This is a genomic window from Enterobacter sp. KB-221C9, assembly GCF_041320715.1.
In the GTDB taxonomy this organism is placed as follows: domain Bacteria; phylum Pseudomonadota; class Gammaproteobacteria; order Enterobacterales; family Enterobacteriaceae; genus Enterobacter; species Enterobacter asburiae_D.
On sequence record NZ_JBGIWG010000001.1, the window covers coordinates 380,315 to 394,796 of the forward strand.

The following is a 14,482-nucleotide window of genomic DNA, read 5'->3' on the forward strand; positions in this document are numbered from 1 at the left end:
TGTAGAGTCATGGCGTTAGAATTTTTATTAACGTTCCGCTAAGGCCTGTCCGTTCTGCTGCCGATACTGTTTCTGTGAATACCCAACGATAACAAACAAGACAGCAACGATAGCGATATCCTTGCCCTGGCACGGGTTGTGCCATTCAGGAGTGGTGATGGAGTTCTTTGATATCCGTAAGATGCCGGTCAGCCTCTGGCGCAATGGTGCAGGCGAAACGCGTGAGATTTGCTGCTTCCCTCCCGCGACGCGCGATTTTCACTGGCGCGCCAGTATCGCGACTATCGCCAGCAACGGCGAATTCTCCTCGTTTCCCGGTGTCGATCGGGTGATTACCTTGCTGGAAGGGGGAGAGGTGACGCTGGATGCGGGTCAGGCGTTCTTCCATACCCTGAAGCATCATCAGCCCTACAGTTTTGCCGGCGATTTGCCGGTGAAAGCGCTGCTATCCGATGGGCGGATGGCGATGGACTTTAACATCATGACCCGGCGCGACTGCTGCCGGGCGAAGGTGCGCGTTGCTGACCGCACCTTTACCACCTTTGGCTCGCGCGGGGGCGTGGTGTTTGTATTAAGCGGGGCGTGGCAGCTGGGCGATAAATTGCTGACGGCCGATCAGGGTGCCAGCTGGGAAGAGGGGTCCCATACGCTGCGTCTGCTGGAGGCTCAGGGCACCTTATTGTTCAGCGAAATCACGTGGCTGCCGGGTCATTGAGCACAATGATCTCAAACTTTCCGGCCAGGACCGGTTTACAGAGAATTTTATAGCCATCGTGGTCAAATCCGGCGGGCGTGCGCAGCAGGGTTGCCGCGTCGTTGATGTCGTCGACGGCGCCCAGCCAGAGCCAGTTGTTGACGATGTGATACTGGGTCATTGTCTCGCCCACTTCTTTTAGCGCAACGGCGCTTTCCCACGGCCAGCAGTTCACGCTGATGGTCGCCAGCCCGGTGAGGAGCCGGGCGTGATGCGCCTCAACGCTCTCTTTCCCGCAGCATGCACCGGCGCAGCGCTTCAGCGCGGATCGAAAACAGGCGCGTCCGCGTGTGGTCGCCTCCAGACCCAAAAGGCTGTAGCAAAGCTGTAGCTCGTCCGCCAGCGTTTGCAGCGCCTGGAGTGCGGCACGTTTATTGGCGAACAGCCCATAGAGATTCGGGGCATGAGAAAAATCGACGTCGCGCGCGTAGACGACCTGCGGCTTGCCATCGTCGATCTGCAGGGAGCAGAGCTGACGGTTGCGGCGCAGGCGCTTATTGAACAGCGGCTGTTGTTCTTTTATCAACCGCGCCTCCAGCAGCAGCGCGCCCATTTCTCCCGCCGTCTGGAACCAGGTAATGCGTCGCGACTGGCGCAGCATGGCGGCCTCGTCCGGCGTGCGCAGATGGGATAACACCCGACTGCGAATGTTAACGCTCTTGCCGATATAAAGCGGCAGGGTGTCGCTTTCACCGTGAAAGATGTATACGCCCGGCTGTTTAGGCAGCGCCTCAAGCCAGGGGCGAAGGTGCTCGGGATATTCGTAGATAGCCGCCGCTTCAAACTCAAGACGCGGGGCGGATTGACGCCTGCTCACATACTGCTCCATATACTGTTCAGGTATACAGTGTAGCAGAGACGGTTTGGTTAAAAAAGAGCCGGGTGGCGCTGCGCTTACCCGGCCTACAACAGCGCGAAACCGTAGGCCCTGCAAGCGAAGCGCCGCTGGGCAAAAATGTTGGCTATTTCTTCCAAAAATCGTCAAACACCGTAATTGGCGTGTGGCGCTTGTGCTCGGTTTTCAGATACCAGCCTTCGATGATTTTCGCGGTACCGTCATCCAGCTTTTTGCCTTCCAGATAATCATCAATGTTGTCATAGGTGACGCCAAGGGCCGCTTCATCCGGCAGAGAAGGGCGATCGTCTTCAAGGTCCGCCGTCGGCGCTTTCTTATAAAGATGCTCAGGACAGCCCAGCGCGGCCAGCAGCTGCTTACCCTGACGCTTGTTGAGACGGAAGATAGGATTAATGTCGGTGCCGCCGTCGCCGTATTTGGTGAAGAAACCGGTAATCGCTTCTGCCGCATGGTCGGTGCCGACGACGACGCCTTTGGTCATCCCGGCGATGCTGTACTGCGCTTTCATGCGCTCGCGAGCTTTCTCGTTGCCGCGAACAAAATCGCTCAGCTCAATGCCCGCTTCGCGAAGCGCCTGCTCGCTTGCCAGCACCGAGCCCTTAATATTAACGGTCAGCACGCGGTCAGGCTGAATGAAGGCAATGGCATCCTGGCAATCCTGCTCGTCCGCCTGTACGCCATAAGGAAGACGCACCGCGATAAACTGCAGCGTCTCATCGCCCGTCTCTTCGCGAAGCTCTGAAATCGCCATCTGGCAGAGTTTACCGGTCAGGGTAGAGTCCTGGCCGCCGCTGATGCCCAGCACCAGGGACTTCAGGAAAGCGTTCTTTTTTAAGTACGATTTTAAAAAATCCACGCTGCGGCGGATCTCTTCATGTGCATCTACCGTAGGCTTCGCGCCCAGTGCCTGAATAATCTCTTGTTGCAGAGCCATCACGCCCTCCATATGCAGTACATAAACAGAATGTGTTAGCTGTTAAAACTAACCCTTTGGGCGAGAAACGACAAGGATCACAGTTTCGAGTGCGCTAATTTGCGCCGTTTTAGCAGGTTATCGTTGTTTTATTAGAATTTTCCGAAATTCGTCTGGCGCAATTCACAAAGTTGAACAATAGTACTTTTTATCCCATGCTTAGATAACACGCTGATAAACAAGAGGACGGAATATGAACAAGAACGTAGCAGGAATTCTTAGCGCAGCGGCGGTACTGACTATGCTGGCAGGGTGTACGGCTTACGATCGCACCAAGGATCAGTTTACGCAGCCCGTAGTAAAAGACGTTAAAAAAGGGATGACCCGTTCGCAGGTGGCTGCGATTGCCGGTAAACCTTCTTCTGAAGTAACCATGATTCATGCGAAGGGGACCTGTCAGACCTATATCCTGGGTCAACGTGATGGTAAGGCAGAAACCTACTTTGTTGCCCTGGATGATACCGGTCATGTGATCAACTCCGGCTATCAGACCTGCGCTGAATATGATACCGATCCGCAGGCACCTAAGGCGCAGTAACCCTGCTTGCCTGAGGATGTTAACAAACCGGCCCATGGGCCGGTTTTTTTATGCATCAGAAAATCTTATTTCTTTGCGCGAATTATTTGCCTGAAATGTGAAGGGAGTCAATAAGCCAGGTCAATGAGAGACAATTTGAGCCTATCCAGAATTATCCCCTGTCTGTACCATTGCGTATACTCACTCCAACGATAAACAACAGTACGCAAGCTACCTGTCTGCCGGGACAGCGAGTCGAGTGATAGCGCGATGGCAGGTAGTCATACAAGAGGGAAATCACGATGGAAAAGAAACATATCTACCTGTTCTGCTCAGCGGGCATGTCTACGTCGCTTCTGGTGTCAAAGATGCGTGCGCAGGCTGAAAAGTATGAAGTCCCTGTGGTGATTGAAGCGTTTCCAGAGACGCTGGCGGGCGAAAAAGGCCAGACAGCCGATGTCGTTTTACTGGGGCCGCAAATTGCCTATATGTTGCCCGAAATTCAACGACTGTTACCGAATAAACCGGTCGAAGTGATCGACTCGGGGCTGTACGGCAAGATTGATGGTTTAGGTGTTCTTAAAGCTGCTGTGGCAGCAATTAAAAAAGCTGCTAATTAATTTTTATTTTTCCCGTCAAAGAGTTATTTCACACACAATACGCCGTAACATGCGTTACGGCATTTAAGGGTATTTTCCTATGAGTAAAGTCATCGCTTCACTTGAAAAGGTACTCCTTCCTTTTGCTGTTAAAATAGGAAAGCAGCCTCACGTTAACGCCATCAAAAACGGCTTTATTAAATTAATGCCGTTGACGCTGGCCGGGGCCATGTTCGTTTTAATTAACAACGTTTTTCTGAGCTTTGGTGAAGGTTCCTTCTTTTATTCATTAGGAATTCGGTTAGACGCTTCCACAATTGAAACCCTTAATGGTTTTAAAGCCATCGGCGGCAACGTCTATAACGGTACGTTGGGGATTATGTCGCTGATGGCGCCTTTCTTTATTGGGATGGCACTGGCAGAAGAGCGTAAAGTGGATCCGCTGGCCGCCGGGTTATTATCCGTTGCCGCTTTTATGACCGTGACGCCATACAGCGTGGGTGAAGCCTATGCCGTTGGCGCCAACTGGCTGGGTGGGGCCAACATCATCTCCGGTATTGTTATCGGCCTGGTGGTGGCAGAAATGTTCACCTTTATTATCCGTCGCAACTGGGTTATCCGCCTGCCGGATAGCGTACCGGCTTCCGTATCCCGTTCATTTTCCGCGTTGATTCCAGGCTTCATTATTCTCTCCATCATGGGGATTATCGCCTGGGCGCTCTCCCACTGGGGCACAAACTTCCACCAGATCATCATGGACTCTATCTCTACGCCGCTGGCGTCGATGGGTGGCGTGGTCGGTTGGGCGTATGTGATTTTCACCTCTCTGCTGTGGTTCTTCGGCGTGCATGGTTCACTGGCACTGGCCGCGCTGGACAGCGGGATTATGACCCCCTGGGCACTGGAAAACGTTGCGCTTTACCAGCAGTACGGCTCCGTTGACGCGGCGCTGGCAGCGGGTAAAACCTTCCATGTGTGGGCGAAGCCGATGCTTGACTCCTATATCTTCCTGGGCGGTACCGGGGCGACCTTGGGTCTGATCATCGCGGTCTTTATTGTCTCTCGTCGTGCCGACTACCGTCAGGTCGCGAAGCTGGCGCTGCCATCAGGCATCTTCCAGATTAACGAACCGATTCTGTTCGGTCTGCCAATCATCATGAACCCGGTAATGTTCATTCCGTTCATCCTGATTCAGCCGCTGCTGGCCGCTATCACCCTGACGGCGTATTACCTGGGCATCATTCCACCGGTCACCAACATTGCACCGTGGACCATGCCGGCGGGTCTGGGGGCCTTCTTCAACACCAACGGCAGCGTCGCGGCCTTCCTGCTGGCGATATTCAACCTCGGGATTGCTACCCTGCTGTACATGCCGTTCGTGGCGATTGCCAACAAAGCCGCCACCATTATTGATGAAGAAGAGAGCGAAGAGGATATTGCCCTCTCACTGAAATTCTAAGATTGACCGGCGCGGGGAAGCCCGCGCCAGCCACAAGGAGCTTAAAAATGTTAGATTTGGATAGTATTGTCGCAGACGAAGCCGTCGAGAACGATCTCGAAGAAGTGGTGATGGGGCTTATCATCAACTCCGGACAGGCCCGCAGCCTGGCCTATGCCGCGCTGAAGCAGGCCAAGCAGGGGGATTTCGCCGCCGCGAAAACCATGATGGAACAGTCCCGCACGGCCCTGAACGAAGCGCACCTGGTGCAGACAAAGCTGATTGAAAGCGACCAGGGCGAAGGGAAGATGAAGGTCAGCCTGGTGCTGGTCCACGCGCAGGATCACCTGATGACCTCGATGCTGGCGCGTGAGCTGGTGGCGGAGCTCATTGAGCTTCACGAGAAAATGCACTGAGTCGGATTTCGCAGCAGGAGGTCAGCACGATGGAAATTAAAACCGCACTTGAACAGCAGCTGTTTAACGGCAAAAATTTTCACGTGGTTATCTACAACAAAACGGAGAGCGCCAGTGGTCTGCACCAGCATGACTACTACGAATTCACGATTGTTCTGACCGGCCGCTACTACCAGGAGATCAACGGTAAGCGCGTCCTGCTTGAGCGAGGGGATTTTGTCTTCCTGCCGATGGGGTCTTATCACCAGAGCTTTTACGAATTTGGTGCCACCCGTATTCTGAACGTGGGCGTCAGCAGACGCTTCTTTGAGAAGCACTATCTGCCGCTGGTGCCGTTCTGCTTTGTGGCCTCCCAGGTCTATCGGGTCAAAAACGAGTTTATGACCTGGATTGAAACGGTTATCGCCTCGCTGAACTTCCGCGACAATGAATTTGATGAGTTTATTGAAACGGTGACCTTCTACGTGATGAACCGGCTGCGCCACCATCGTGAAGAGCAGCAGGTGACGGATGATATTCCGCAATGGCTGCGCGGCACCGTTGAGCTGATGCACGATAAAGGCCAGTTCAGCGAAAATGCGCTGGAAAATATGGTCTCCCTGTCGGGGAAATCCCAGGAATATCTGACCCGTGCGACGCAGCGCTATTATCGTAAAACACCCGTGCAAATTATTAATGAAATCCGCATTAATTTTGCCAAGAAACAGCTGGAAATTACCAACTACTCTGTTACCGATATTGCGTACGAGTCAGGATACAGCAGTCCCAGCCTGTTTATTAAGACCTTTAAGAAATTAACTTCATTCACACCGAACAGTTACCGGAAAAATTTAACGGTAATTAATTAACTTTCGGCGGATTACCCGCCACAAATATTGCTTTAATGGCTTGCCCAAATAGCGGGAAGAGTACGCTATACCTTGCAGGCGATTAACCTGATACGCTAAGGGAGATATTATGCAGAAGAAATTAAAAGTCGTAACCATTGGTGGCGGCAGCAGCTATACCCCGGAATTACTTGAAGGTTTCCTGAAACGTTATCATGAATTACCGGTCAGCGAATTATGGCTGGTGGACGTTGAGGAAGGTCAGGAAAAGCTGAATATTATTTTCGACCTGTGCAAGCGCATGGTGGAGAAAGCGGGCGTGCCTCTGACCGTGCATAAAACCCTGGACCGTCGTCTGGCGCTGAAAGATGCAGATTTCGTGACCACCCAGCTGCGCGTGGGTCAGCTGAAAGCGCGCGAGCTGGACGAGCGTATTCCGCTGAGCCACGGCTATCTCGGTCAGGAGACCAACGGCGCGGGCGGCCTGTTTAAAGGCCTGCGTACCATCCCGGTCATTTTCGACATCGTCAAAGACGTGCAGGAGATTTGCCCGAACGCGTGGGTGATTAACTTCACCAACCCGGCCGGGATGGTGACCGAGGCGGTCTATCGTCATACCGGTTTCAAACGCTTTATCGGCGTCTGCAATATTCCGATTGGCATGAAGATGTTTATCCGCGACGTGCTGGCGCTGACCGACGGTGACGATCTCTCTATCGACCTGTTCGGCCTGAACCACATGGTGTTCATTAAAGACGTTATCGTGAACGGAAAATCGCGCTTTGCCGAACTGCTCGACGGCGTGGCTTCCGGTCGCCTGACCGCGGCATCGGTGAAAAACATCTTTGACCTGCCGTTCAGCGAAGGGCTGATCCGCTCGCTGAACCTGCTGCCGTGCTCGTACCTGCTTTACTACTTCAAGCAGAAAGAGATGCTGGCCATCGAAATGGGCGAGTACTATAAGGGCGGCGCGCGCGCGCAGATCGTTCAGAAAGTCGAGAAGCAGCTGTTCGATTTGTATAAAGATCCGAACCTGAACGTTAAACCGAAAGAGCTGGAGCAGCGCGGCGGGGCCTACTACTCCGATGCGGCGTGTGAAGTGATTAACGCCATCTACAACGACAAGCAGGCGGAACACTACGTCAACGTGCCGCACCACGGCCATATCGACAATATCCCGGCGGACTGGGCGGTTGAGATGACCTGTATCCTGGGACGCGATGGCGCTAAACCGCATCCACGCATCACCCACTTCGATGATAAGGTCATGGGTCTGATCCACACCATCAAAGGCTTTGAAGTGGCGGCAAGCAATGCGGCGCTGAGCGGCGAGCTCAATGACGTGCTTCTGGCGCTGAACCTCAGCCCGCTGGTGCATTCCGACCGCGATGCGGAGCAGCTGGCCAGCGAGATGATCCTGGCGCATGAAAAATGGTTGCCGAACTTTGCCGCCACGATCGAGAAGCTGAAGTTCAAACACCACTAAGAGGACGCACAATGGAAAACCTGCTGATCGTTAATGCTGATGATTTTGGCCTGTCGAAAGGCCAGAACTACGGCATTATTGAAGCCTGTCGCCGGGGTGTGGTGACCTCTACCACGGCGCTGGTGAATGGTGAGGCGGTTGAACACGCGGCGCAGCTGAGCCGCGAGGTGCCGGAGCTGGGTGTCGGCATGCATTTTGTGCTGACGCTCGGGATGCCGCTTTCGCCAATGCCGGGCCTGACGCGCGACGGCCAGCTGGGAAAATGGATTTGGGAACTGGCGGAGCAGGGCGCGCTGCCGCTCGAAGAGATTGCCCGCGAGCTGGAGCGTCAGTTCAACCGCTTTGTTGATGTGTTTGGTAAGGCGCCGACGCATATCGACAGCCATCACCACGTGCACATGATCCCGGCGATTTTCCCGATTGTCGCGGAGTTTGCACAGCGCAAAGGCGTGGCGATGCGCGTGGATAGGGAGGCGCGCGGCGTGCCGGACTGCGCCGTGACAACCACAGAGGGCTTCAGCAGCGCATTTTACGGTGACGAGATCGACGAAGCGCTGTTCCTGAAGGTGCTGGATGATTCCGCCGCTCGCGGTGAAAAGTCCGTAGAGGTGATGGCGCATCCGGCTTTTGTCGATAACACCGTGCGGAAAAGCGCCTACTGCTGGCCGCGCCTGGCGGAGCTGGACGTGCTCACATCGTCGTCGCTGAAGTATGCGATTGCCGAGCGTGGGTATCGGTTGGGGACGTTTGGGGATCTTTGAGATAAAGCCCGATGGCGGCTTCGCCTTACCGGGCCTACAAAACCAATCGAAATGTAGGCCGGGTAAGCGCAAGCGCCACCCGGCTTTTTTTACGCCGGTATCTGGTCAATCTTACTGCTGCGTGACCAGACGCGGTGCGCGGCGAGCAAATCAAACAGCTTCGTCATAAAGGCATCGTCAACGTTGTCTCCCTCGACAATACCGTCCTCACCCTGATCGGCCACCTTCAGCTGCGCCTTAAACTGCCGCGCGTCGCCGGAAAGCGCGATCGGTTTCAGGTGCTTATAGGCTTCCAGCAGATAATACACGGCGTCACCGTTGTTCAGCAGGCTGTCAATATCCCCGCACGGCACAATCACCGCATCGACGGTCAGCGATGGCGCCCCGGCAAAGGTTGCGGCCACCGGCAGCACGGAGCCGTCATCGGCGGTCACTTCCCCCATGCGGGAATAAAGCAGTTTCGCATGTACGCCCTGGGTTTTCAGCGCCTGCATGATCCCCAGCACGTCGCTGGCGCGGGTGTTGTCGTTCAGCAGGATGGCGACCACGCGGCCTTTAATCGATCCACCCGGCACGGCATACAGGCTCAGGGACGGATCTTTCTTCACGCCGTTAACCTCTTTCGGCGGCGCAAGGTTGCGCTGCTCATCGGTCAGCGTAATACCCAGGTTATCCGCAACGCTCTGGGCGAGCTGAATATCAATGCGCGCCAGCTGATCGACCACCCGCTCGCGAATGTAGGTTCGCACCACTTTACTCAGCTCAAAGCTGAAGCCGCCGATAATGTGCTGCTGCTCAATCGGCGTCTGGCTGTTCCAGAACAGGCGAGGGTGGGCGTAATACTCGCCGAACGACGGGCTGCGCTCGCGAATTTTGTTGCCGTCGATACGCTCCTGGTACGATTCGAATCCACCGCGTTTCGGCGCCGGCGGCGTTTCACGCGGCCAGTTATCGTTGATGGAGTTCGGCTCATAGTTAGCCGGGTTGGTATCAATATCCTGACGGTGCATCCCGTCGCGCTGGAAATTGTGGTACGGGCAGGTTGGGCGGTTAATCGGAATTTCGTGGAAGTTCGGCCCGCCAAGACGGCTGATCTGCGTATCGGTATACGAGAACAAACGACCCTGCAAAAGCGGATCGTTGGTGAAATCCAGCCCCGGTACGATATGCCCAGGGTGGAACGCAACCTGTTCGTTTTCGGCAAAGAAGTTATCCGGGTTGCGGTTGAGCACCATTTTACCCACCAGTTGAACCGGCACCAGCTCTTCCGGGATCAGCTTCGTCGGGTCAAGAAGATCGAAATCAAACTTAAATTCGTCCTCTTCCGGTATGAGCTGCAGGCCCAGTTCGTATTCCGGGAAGTCGCCCGCTTCAATGGATTCCCACAGCTCGCGGCGATGGAAGTCCGGGTCGCGTCCGGTCAGCTTCTGCGCCTCGTCCCAAACCAGCGAGGCTTTACCCGCCACCGGCTTCCAGTGGAAACGGACAAACGTGGCTTTACCCTCGGCGTTGATCAGACGGAAGGTGTGGATGCCAAACCCCTCCATGGTGCGATAGCTGCGCGGAATGCCGCGGTCTGACATCGCCCACATCACGTTGTGTAAGGTTTCAGGCTGCAGGGAGACATAGTCCCAGAAGGTGTCGTGCGCACTTTGTCCCTGCGGTATGGCCCAGTGGGGCTCCGGTTTTACCGCATGGACAAAGTCAGGAAATTTATGCGCATCCTGAATGAAAAACACCGGGGTGTTATTGCCCACCAGATCGAAAATACCCTCTTCGGTATAAAACTTGGTGGCAAAGCCGCGGATATCCCGAACCGTATCTGCCGAACCGGCGCCGCCCTGTACCGTGGAGAAGCGCACAAATACCGGAGTGATTTTGTCCGGGTCAGAGAGGAAATCCGCTTTGGTGATCGCTTTCAGGCTCTTGTATGGCTGGAAGTAGCCGTGCGCAGCGGAACCGCGCGCGTGAACGATGCGTTCCGGAATTCGCTCATGGTCGAAATGGGTGATTTTTTCCCGCAGGATAAAGTCTTCCAGCAGGGTTGGCCCGCGCGCGCCTGCGCGAAGGGAGTTCTGATCGTCAGCAATGCGCACGCCCTGATTGGTGGTGAGCGCAAAACCTTCGCCGCCTTTACGGTGTGGCTCAAGCGATTTGAGCTTCTCGTTTCCCGTGTCTGGTGATTTCACGCTTCCCGGTGCGGTAGGCTGTTCGCCTGGCGCGGAAGGGCCAGGGGAGGGGCGGTGAGATCCGTCAGCAGGGGCGAGAGAGTCCATACCCGGTTGAGATTCCTCAGTGCCATGAATCGGTGATTGATGTGTTTTATCTTTGTTCGACATTGCACGCTTCTCCTTTATCCATTGCTAAAAACCCTATTAAGGATAGAACAATGTCGCGAGATGGCTCGCGAACTAAGAGTTTTCACATGCCGTCATTAGCGAAAGGAGCCATCCCACCCACTCGGAGCGCGACGGAAGGCAACAGGATCGGCTATCATAGAATTTTCCTGCTTCAAGAATTTGCTTTAGTGAACCAGTCGCTTATGAAACCTCTTCGTCAACAAAACCGCCAGGTTATTAGCTATGTGCCCCGCGTTGAGCCCGCGCCGCCTGACCATGCCCTGAAAGTGGAGGGTTTTCGCGATGTCTGGCAGCTGCGGGGGAAATACGTGGCCTTTGTGCTGATCGGCGAACACTTCCGTCGCTCTCCCACGTTTACGGTGCCGGAGTCAGCGCAACGGTGGGCGATGCAGATCCGCCAGGATGAAGAGGTTGAAGAATAACAGCCATAAAAAAACCGCCATCAGGCGGTTTTTTTATTTCTAAAGTGATTAGCGGTGCGCCAGCTCGGCGTCGTCTTCACTTTCCAGAATCGCTTTGTCGGTCTGCTTCAGCCACTGGCTGGTCAGCGTACCGGCGGTCATGGAGCCGCTCACGTTCAGCGCGGTACGACCCATGTCGATCAGCGGCTCAACGGAGATCAGCAGCGCGACCAGCGTCACGGGCAGACCCAGAGCAGGCAGCACAATCAGCGCGGCGAAGGTTGCACCGCCGCCAACGCCCGCAACGCCTGCGGAGCTGATGGTAACAATCCCGACCAGCGTGGCAATCCAAACCGGATCCAGCGGGTTGATGCCCACCGTCGGGGCGACCATCACGGCCAACATCGCCGGGTACAGGCCCGCACAGCCGTTCTGACCAATGGTCGCACCAAAGGAAGCAGAGAAGCTGGCGATAGACTCCGGCACGCCCAGGCGACGGGTCTGTGCTTCCACGTTCAGCGGAATAGAGGCTGCGCTGGAACGGCTGGTGAAGGCGAAGGTCAGCACAGGCCACACTTTGCGGAAGTATTTCAGCGGGCTGACACCGTTCACGCCCAGCAGGATGCCGTGCACCACGAACATAATGCCCAGGCCCAGATAAGAGGCGACAACGAAGCTGCCCAGCTTAATGATGTCCTGCAGGTTAGAGCCGGCAACCACTTTGGTCATCAGCGCCAGCACGCCGTAAGGCGTCAGTTGCATGACCAGACGAACCAGCTTCATCACCCAGCTTTGCAGGGTGTCAATCGCGGTCAGCACGCGTTCGCCTTTTGGCGCGTCGTCTTTCAGCAGCTTCAGCGCCGCTACGCCCAGGAACGCGGCGAAAATAACTACGCTGATGATCGAGGTTGGGCTCGCACCGGTCAGGTCAGCAAACGGATTCTTCGGAATGAAGGAGAGCACCATCTGCGGCACGGTCAGGTCAGCCACTTTACCAACATAGTTGGTTTGAATCGCGGTAAGACGCGCCGTTTCAGCGGTACCCTGAACCAGACCTTCTGCGGTCAGGCCAAACAGGTTGGTAACCAGCACACCCACCAGCGCGGCAATCAGCGTGGTGAACAGCAGCGTACCAATGGTCAGGAAGCTGATTTTGCCCAGCTGGGTTGCGTTATGCAGGCGCGCAACGGCGCTCAGAATAGAGGCGAACACCAGCGGCATCACGATCATCTGCAGCAGCTGGACATAGCCGTTACCGACGATGTTGAACCACTGAATAGAGTCTTTCAGAACTGGATTATCGGAGCCATAAATTGCCTGTAATGCCAGACCAAATACGACACCCATGGCCAGACCAACCAGCACTTTTTTCGCCAGGCTCCACTGTTTGTGGCGCGCCTGCGCGAGAAGCAATAGCAATACAACGAACACAACGACGTTCGCGATGAGTGGAAAATTCATCCCCGTTCTCCTGATTTATTATTGGGTCGGTTTTTACCGATCCTGTTGGCGGAAGGTTAGCAGAAGTGTGATGTAGCGCTTATATCCAAATGGAATGGTTTATGACAAATGGGATAATTTTGTCGGTTTACTGTTCAATTTGGTGATGAATAAAGCGATTAAACTGAAATTGCAGCGAATTAATCATCTGGGATGACCAGCGAACTGCACTGTTTTCGGGCAATGTTTGCGGCATCCAGACGGCGTAAGCAAACAGCGCCATGCACAGTGCACGCTCAAGCTGGTTACCTTTCTGCGGTGCGAGGATGGGAAAACGGAAACGCCAGCGGCAGGGCCACAGCAGCGGCACGCCCGCAGGCGTCAGCATATCGGCGAGAATATGGCTTAAATAGCCCAGCACCATTCCCTGAATGGCATCGGCGGGGACTATCCAGCTTTCGGGCACCTTTAAATAGAAAAGCGTCAGCAGGCCAAACACGGCCAGCAGGCTGTGCGTAAACCCCCGGTGGCCGAACGCGCGGGCGATGGGTTTCGACACCCACTTCAGGCGCTGCCCGAGGAAGGATTTCGGATGGTCAATATCGGGCAGCAGACAGGTCAATACGGCGGAAGGGACAATATGCCACCAGTCCCCCTGTGCCAGCACGGGGGTGAGTTCAGCGTTTTTGGCAAATACTGCGCACGCAATAGAAAAAAGCAGGTGGCCTTCCGCCGTCATGATAAAACCCACAAAACTGTCAATTCATACAGTATAGGGTTTTTATACAGTAGGCGGAAGAGGTGACGGTGTAACTGTTTGTCACAAACCGGAGAAGGGCGTTAACCGCCCTGCAGGTGATGCGCCGTAAGTTCTGCCAGTGAATTAAGCTTCACATCGGCAAGGGCAAACCGTGGATCGTGACGGCCTTCTTCAGCGGGCACCACAATGGAGCGCATCCGCGCCGCCTTCGACGCCACCATACCGTTAACGGAATCTTCCAGCGCAACGCAGTTGAGGGGATCCAGGCCCAGCTTCGCGGCGCAGTCCAGGTAGACCTGCGGGTGCGGCTTGCTGTAAGGCAATTTTTCAGCGGACGCCAGCGCGTCGAAACTGTCGCGCAGTTCAAACATCGTGAGCACTTTTTCCAGCATATGCAGCGGTGAAGCCGAGGCCAGGCCAACCTTCAGCCCCTGGGCTTTACACAGTGCAACGGCCTCGCGTACGCCGGGCAGCAGCGGCCTGTTCTCTTCTACCAGCGAAATGGCGCGGCTGATAATGCGCGCGGTCACCTCATCGCGATCGGGACCCACCCACGGCTGTTGGGCAAACCACAGGTCAACCACCATATCAATGCGCAGGCCCAGCGTATCGGGTAGTTCATTACGACGGCTGATATCCACGCCCAGGCTGGCCATCACATCCAGTTCGGCGCGATCCCACAGCGGTTCGGAATCGATCAGTAATCCATCCATATCAAAAATTGCGGCAAGAATTTGGCGCGGTGTCGACATCACAACGTCTCCTTTTCCAGGGTGTTCGACAGACGATACGTGCTAAGCACTATCTGCAATTTAGCATATTGCTTTTAAAGAGCGGGCGAAATTGATGACCAGCAGGTAGACTTAGGCACAAATAACGCGTCTTTATGAAGAG

At 55.0% G+C, this 14,482-nt stretch carries 15 protein-coding genes; 9 read left to right on the forward strand and 6 right to left on the reverse strand.

Annotation, left to right across the window (positions count from 1 at the left end; all coding sequences use genetic code 11):
- The first annotated feature begins 157 nt into the window (after positions 1–157).
- Positions 158–715: an environmental stress-induced protein Ves gene (gene ves / locus AB8846_RS01845; protein WP_370731874.1), complete on the forward strand. Its 558-nt coding sequence runs from the start codon at positions 158–160 to the stop codon at positions 713–715.
- Here the strand turns inward: ves and cho are convergent.
- Complete coding sequence (cho, locus tag AB8846_RS01850) at positions 693–1,571, reverse strand: excinuclease Cho (RefSeq protein WP_370731875.1); 879 nt, start codon at positions 1,569–1,571, stop codon at positions 693–695. The genes ves and cho overlap by 23 nt on opposite strands.
- A gap of 145 nt (positions 1,572–1,716) precedes the next feature.
- Positions 1,717–2,544 (reverse strand): ammonia-dependent NAD(+) synthetase, encoded by an 828-nt coding sequence (gene nadE, locus AB8846_RS01855; protein ID WP_370731876.1) that lies wholly within the window; start codon positions 2,542–2,544, stop codon positions 1,717–1,719.
- A 232-nt stretch (positions 2,545–2,776) separates the two neighbouring features.
- Between nadE and osmE the strand changes: the two genes are divergently transcribed.
- The 7 genes from osmE to chbG all read left to right on the forward strand — a co-directional run bounded on the left by osmE (position 2,777) and on the right by chbG (position 8,627).
- A complete protein-coding gene (gene osmE, locus AB8846_RS01860) occupies positions 2,777–3,121 on the forward strand; it encodes an osmotically-inducible lipoprotein OsmE (protein ID WP_010430142.1) in 345 nt (114 codons plus the stop codon).
- Between the two features lie 281 nt (positions 3,122–3,402).
- Complete coding sequence (gene chbB / locus AB8846_RS01865; protein ID WP_008500676.1) at positions 3,403–3,720, forward strand: PTS N,N'-diacetylchitobiose transporter subunit IIB; 318 nt, start codon at positions 3,403–3,405, stop codon at positions 3,718–3,720.
- A gap of 79 nt (positions 3,721–3,799) precedes the next feature.
- Positions 3,800–5,158 (forward strand): PTS N,N'-diacetylchitobiose transporter subunit IIC, encoded by a 1,359-nt coding sequence (chbC, locus tag AB8846_RS01870; protein ID WP_063142894.1) that lies wholly within the window; start codon positions 3,800–3,802, stop codon positions 5,156–5,158.
- A gap of 47 nt (positions 5,159–5,205) precedes the next feature.
- The gene (gene chbA, locus AB8846_RS01875; protein WP_063142895.1) at positions 5,206–5,553 is read left to right on the forward strand and encodes a PTS N,N'-diacetylchitobiose transporter subunit IIA; all 348 of its coding nucleotides are present in this window, start codon (positions 5,206–5,208) and stop codon (positions 5,551–5,553) included.
- 5 nt (positions 5,554–5,558) lie between these two features.
- The gene (chbR, locus tag AB8846_RS01880; protein WP_072034209.1) at positions 5,559–6,401 is read left to right on the forward strand and encodes a transcriptional regulator ChbR; all 843 of its coding nucleotides are present in this window, start codon (positions 5,559–5,561) and stop codon (positions 6,399–6,401) included.
- Positions 6,402–6,510: 109 nt separating this feature from the next.
- On the forward strand, positions 6,511–7,866 hold the full coding sequence (locus AB8846_RS01885) for a 6-phospho-beta-glucosidase (RefSeq protein ID WP_059346539.1): 1,356 nt from the start codon (positions 6,511–6,513) through the stop codon (positions 7,864–7,866).
- A gap of 11 nt (positions 7,867–7,877) precedes the next feature.
- Positions 7,878–8,627 carry a chitin disaccharide deacetylase gene (gene chbG, locus AB8846_RS01890; protein WP_370731877.1) on the forward strand — a complete coding sequence of 250 codons (750 nt, stop codon included), beginning with the start codon at positions 7,878–7,880 and terminating at the stop codon, positions 8,625–8,627.
- An 89-nt stretch (positions 8,628–8,716) separates the two neighbouring features.
- Here the strand turns inward: chbG and katE are convergent, their stop codons facing one another.
- Positions 8,717–10,966: a catalase HPII gene (gene katE / locus AB8846_RS01895; RefSeq protein WP_370731878.1), complete on the reverse strand. Its 2,250-nt coding sequence runs from the start codon at positions 10,964–10,966 to the stop codon at positions 8,717–8,719.
- Between the two features lie 86 nt (positions 10,967–11,052).
- Here katE and cedA point away from each other — a divergent pair, with 86 nt between their 5' ends.
- Positions 11,053–11,409 (forward strand): cell division activator CedA, encoded by a 357-nt coding sequence (gene cedA / locus AB8846_RS01900; protein ID WP_370731906.1) that lies wholly within the window; start codon positions 11,053–11,055, stop codon positions 11,407–11,409.
- A gap of 48 nt (positions 11,410–11,457) precedes the next feature.
- On the opposite strand, the gene AB8846_RS01905 is transcribed toward cedA, so the two are convergent.
- The 3 genes from AB8846_RS01905 to hxpB all read right to left on the reverse strand — a co-directional run bounded on the left by AB8846_RS01905 (position 11,458) and on the right by hxpB (position 14,340).
- Positions 11,458–12,849 carry an L-cystine transporter gene (locus AB8846_RS01905; RefSeq protein ID WP_029740442.1) on the reverse strand — a complete coding sequence of 464 codons (1,392 nt, stop codon included), beginning with the start codon at positions 12,847–12,849 and terminating at the stop codon, positions 11,458–11,460.
- Between the two features lie 127 nt (positions 12,850–12,976).
- Positions 12,977–13,567 carry a metal-dependent hydrolase gene (locus tag AB8846_RS01910; RefSeq protein WP_023335366.1) on the reverse strand — a complete coding sequence of 197 codons (591 nt, stop codon included), beginning with the start codon at positions 13,565–13,567 and terminating at the stop codon, positions 12,977–12,979.
- 101 nt (positions 13,568–13,668) lie between these two features.
- Positions 13,669–14,340: a hexitol phosphatase HxpB gene (gene hxpB, locus AB8846_RS01915; RefSeq protein WP_159513931.1), complete on the reverse strand. Its 672-nt coding sequence runs from the start codon at positions 14,338–14,340 to the stop codon at positions 13,669–13,671.
- Between the last annotated feature and the right edge of the window lie 142 nt (positions 14,341–14,482).

Coding starts and splice junctions, on each gene's coding strand:
- AB8846_RS01905 (WP_029740442.1), bottom strand. CDS start 12,849: ATGAATTTTCCACTCATCGCGAACGTCGTTGTGTTCGTTGTATTGCTA.
- hxpB (WP_159513931.1), bottom strand. CDS start 14,340: ATGTCGACACCGCGCCAAATTCTTGCCGCAATTTTTGATATGGATGGA.
- AB8846_RS01910 (WP_023335366.1), bottom strand. CDS start 13,567: ATGACGGCGGAAGGCCACCTGCTTTTTTCTATTGCGTGCGCAGTATTT.
- katE (WP_370731878.1), bottom strand. CDS start 10,966: ATGTCGAACAAAGATAAAACACATCAATCACCGATTCATGGCACTGAG.
- chbA (WP_063142895.1), top strand. CDS start 5,206: ATGTTAGATTTGGATAGTATTGTCGCAGACGAAGCCGTCGAGAACGAT.
- chbB (WP_008500676.1), top strand. CDS start 3,403: ATGGAAAAGAAACATATCTACCTGTTCTGCTCAGCGGGCATGTCTACG.
- chbC (WP_063142894.1), top strand. CDS start 3,800: ATGAGTAAAGTCATCGCTTCACTTGAAAAGGTACTCCTTCCTTTTGCT.
- chbG (WP_370731877.1), top strand. CDS start 7,878: ATGGAAAACCTGCTGATCGTTAATGCTGATGATTTTGGCCTGTCGAAA.
- cedA (WP_370731906.1), top strand. CDS start 11,053: ATGCCGTCATTAGCGAAAGGAGCCATCCCACCCACTCGGAGCGCGACG.
- nadE (WP_370731876.1), bottom strand. CDS start 2,544: ATGGCTCTGCAACAAGAGATTATTCAGGCACTGGGCGCGAAGCCTACG.
- AB8846_RS01885 (WP_059346539.1), top strand. CDS start 6,511: ATGCAGAAGAAATTAAAAGTCGTAACCATTGGTGGCGGCAGCAGCTAT.
- osmE (WP_010430142.1), top strand. CDS start 2,777: ATGAACAAGAACGTAGCAGGAATTCTTAGCGCAGCGGCGGTACTGACT.
- ves (WP_370731874.1), top strand. CDS start 158: ATGGAGTTCTTTGATATCCGTAAGATGCCGGTCAGCCTCTGGCGCAAT.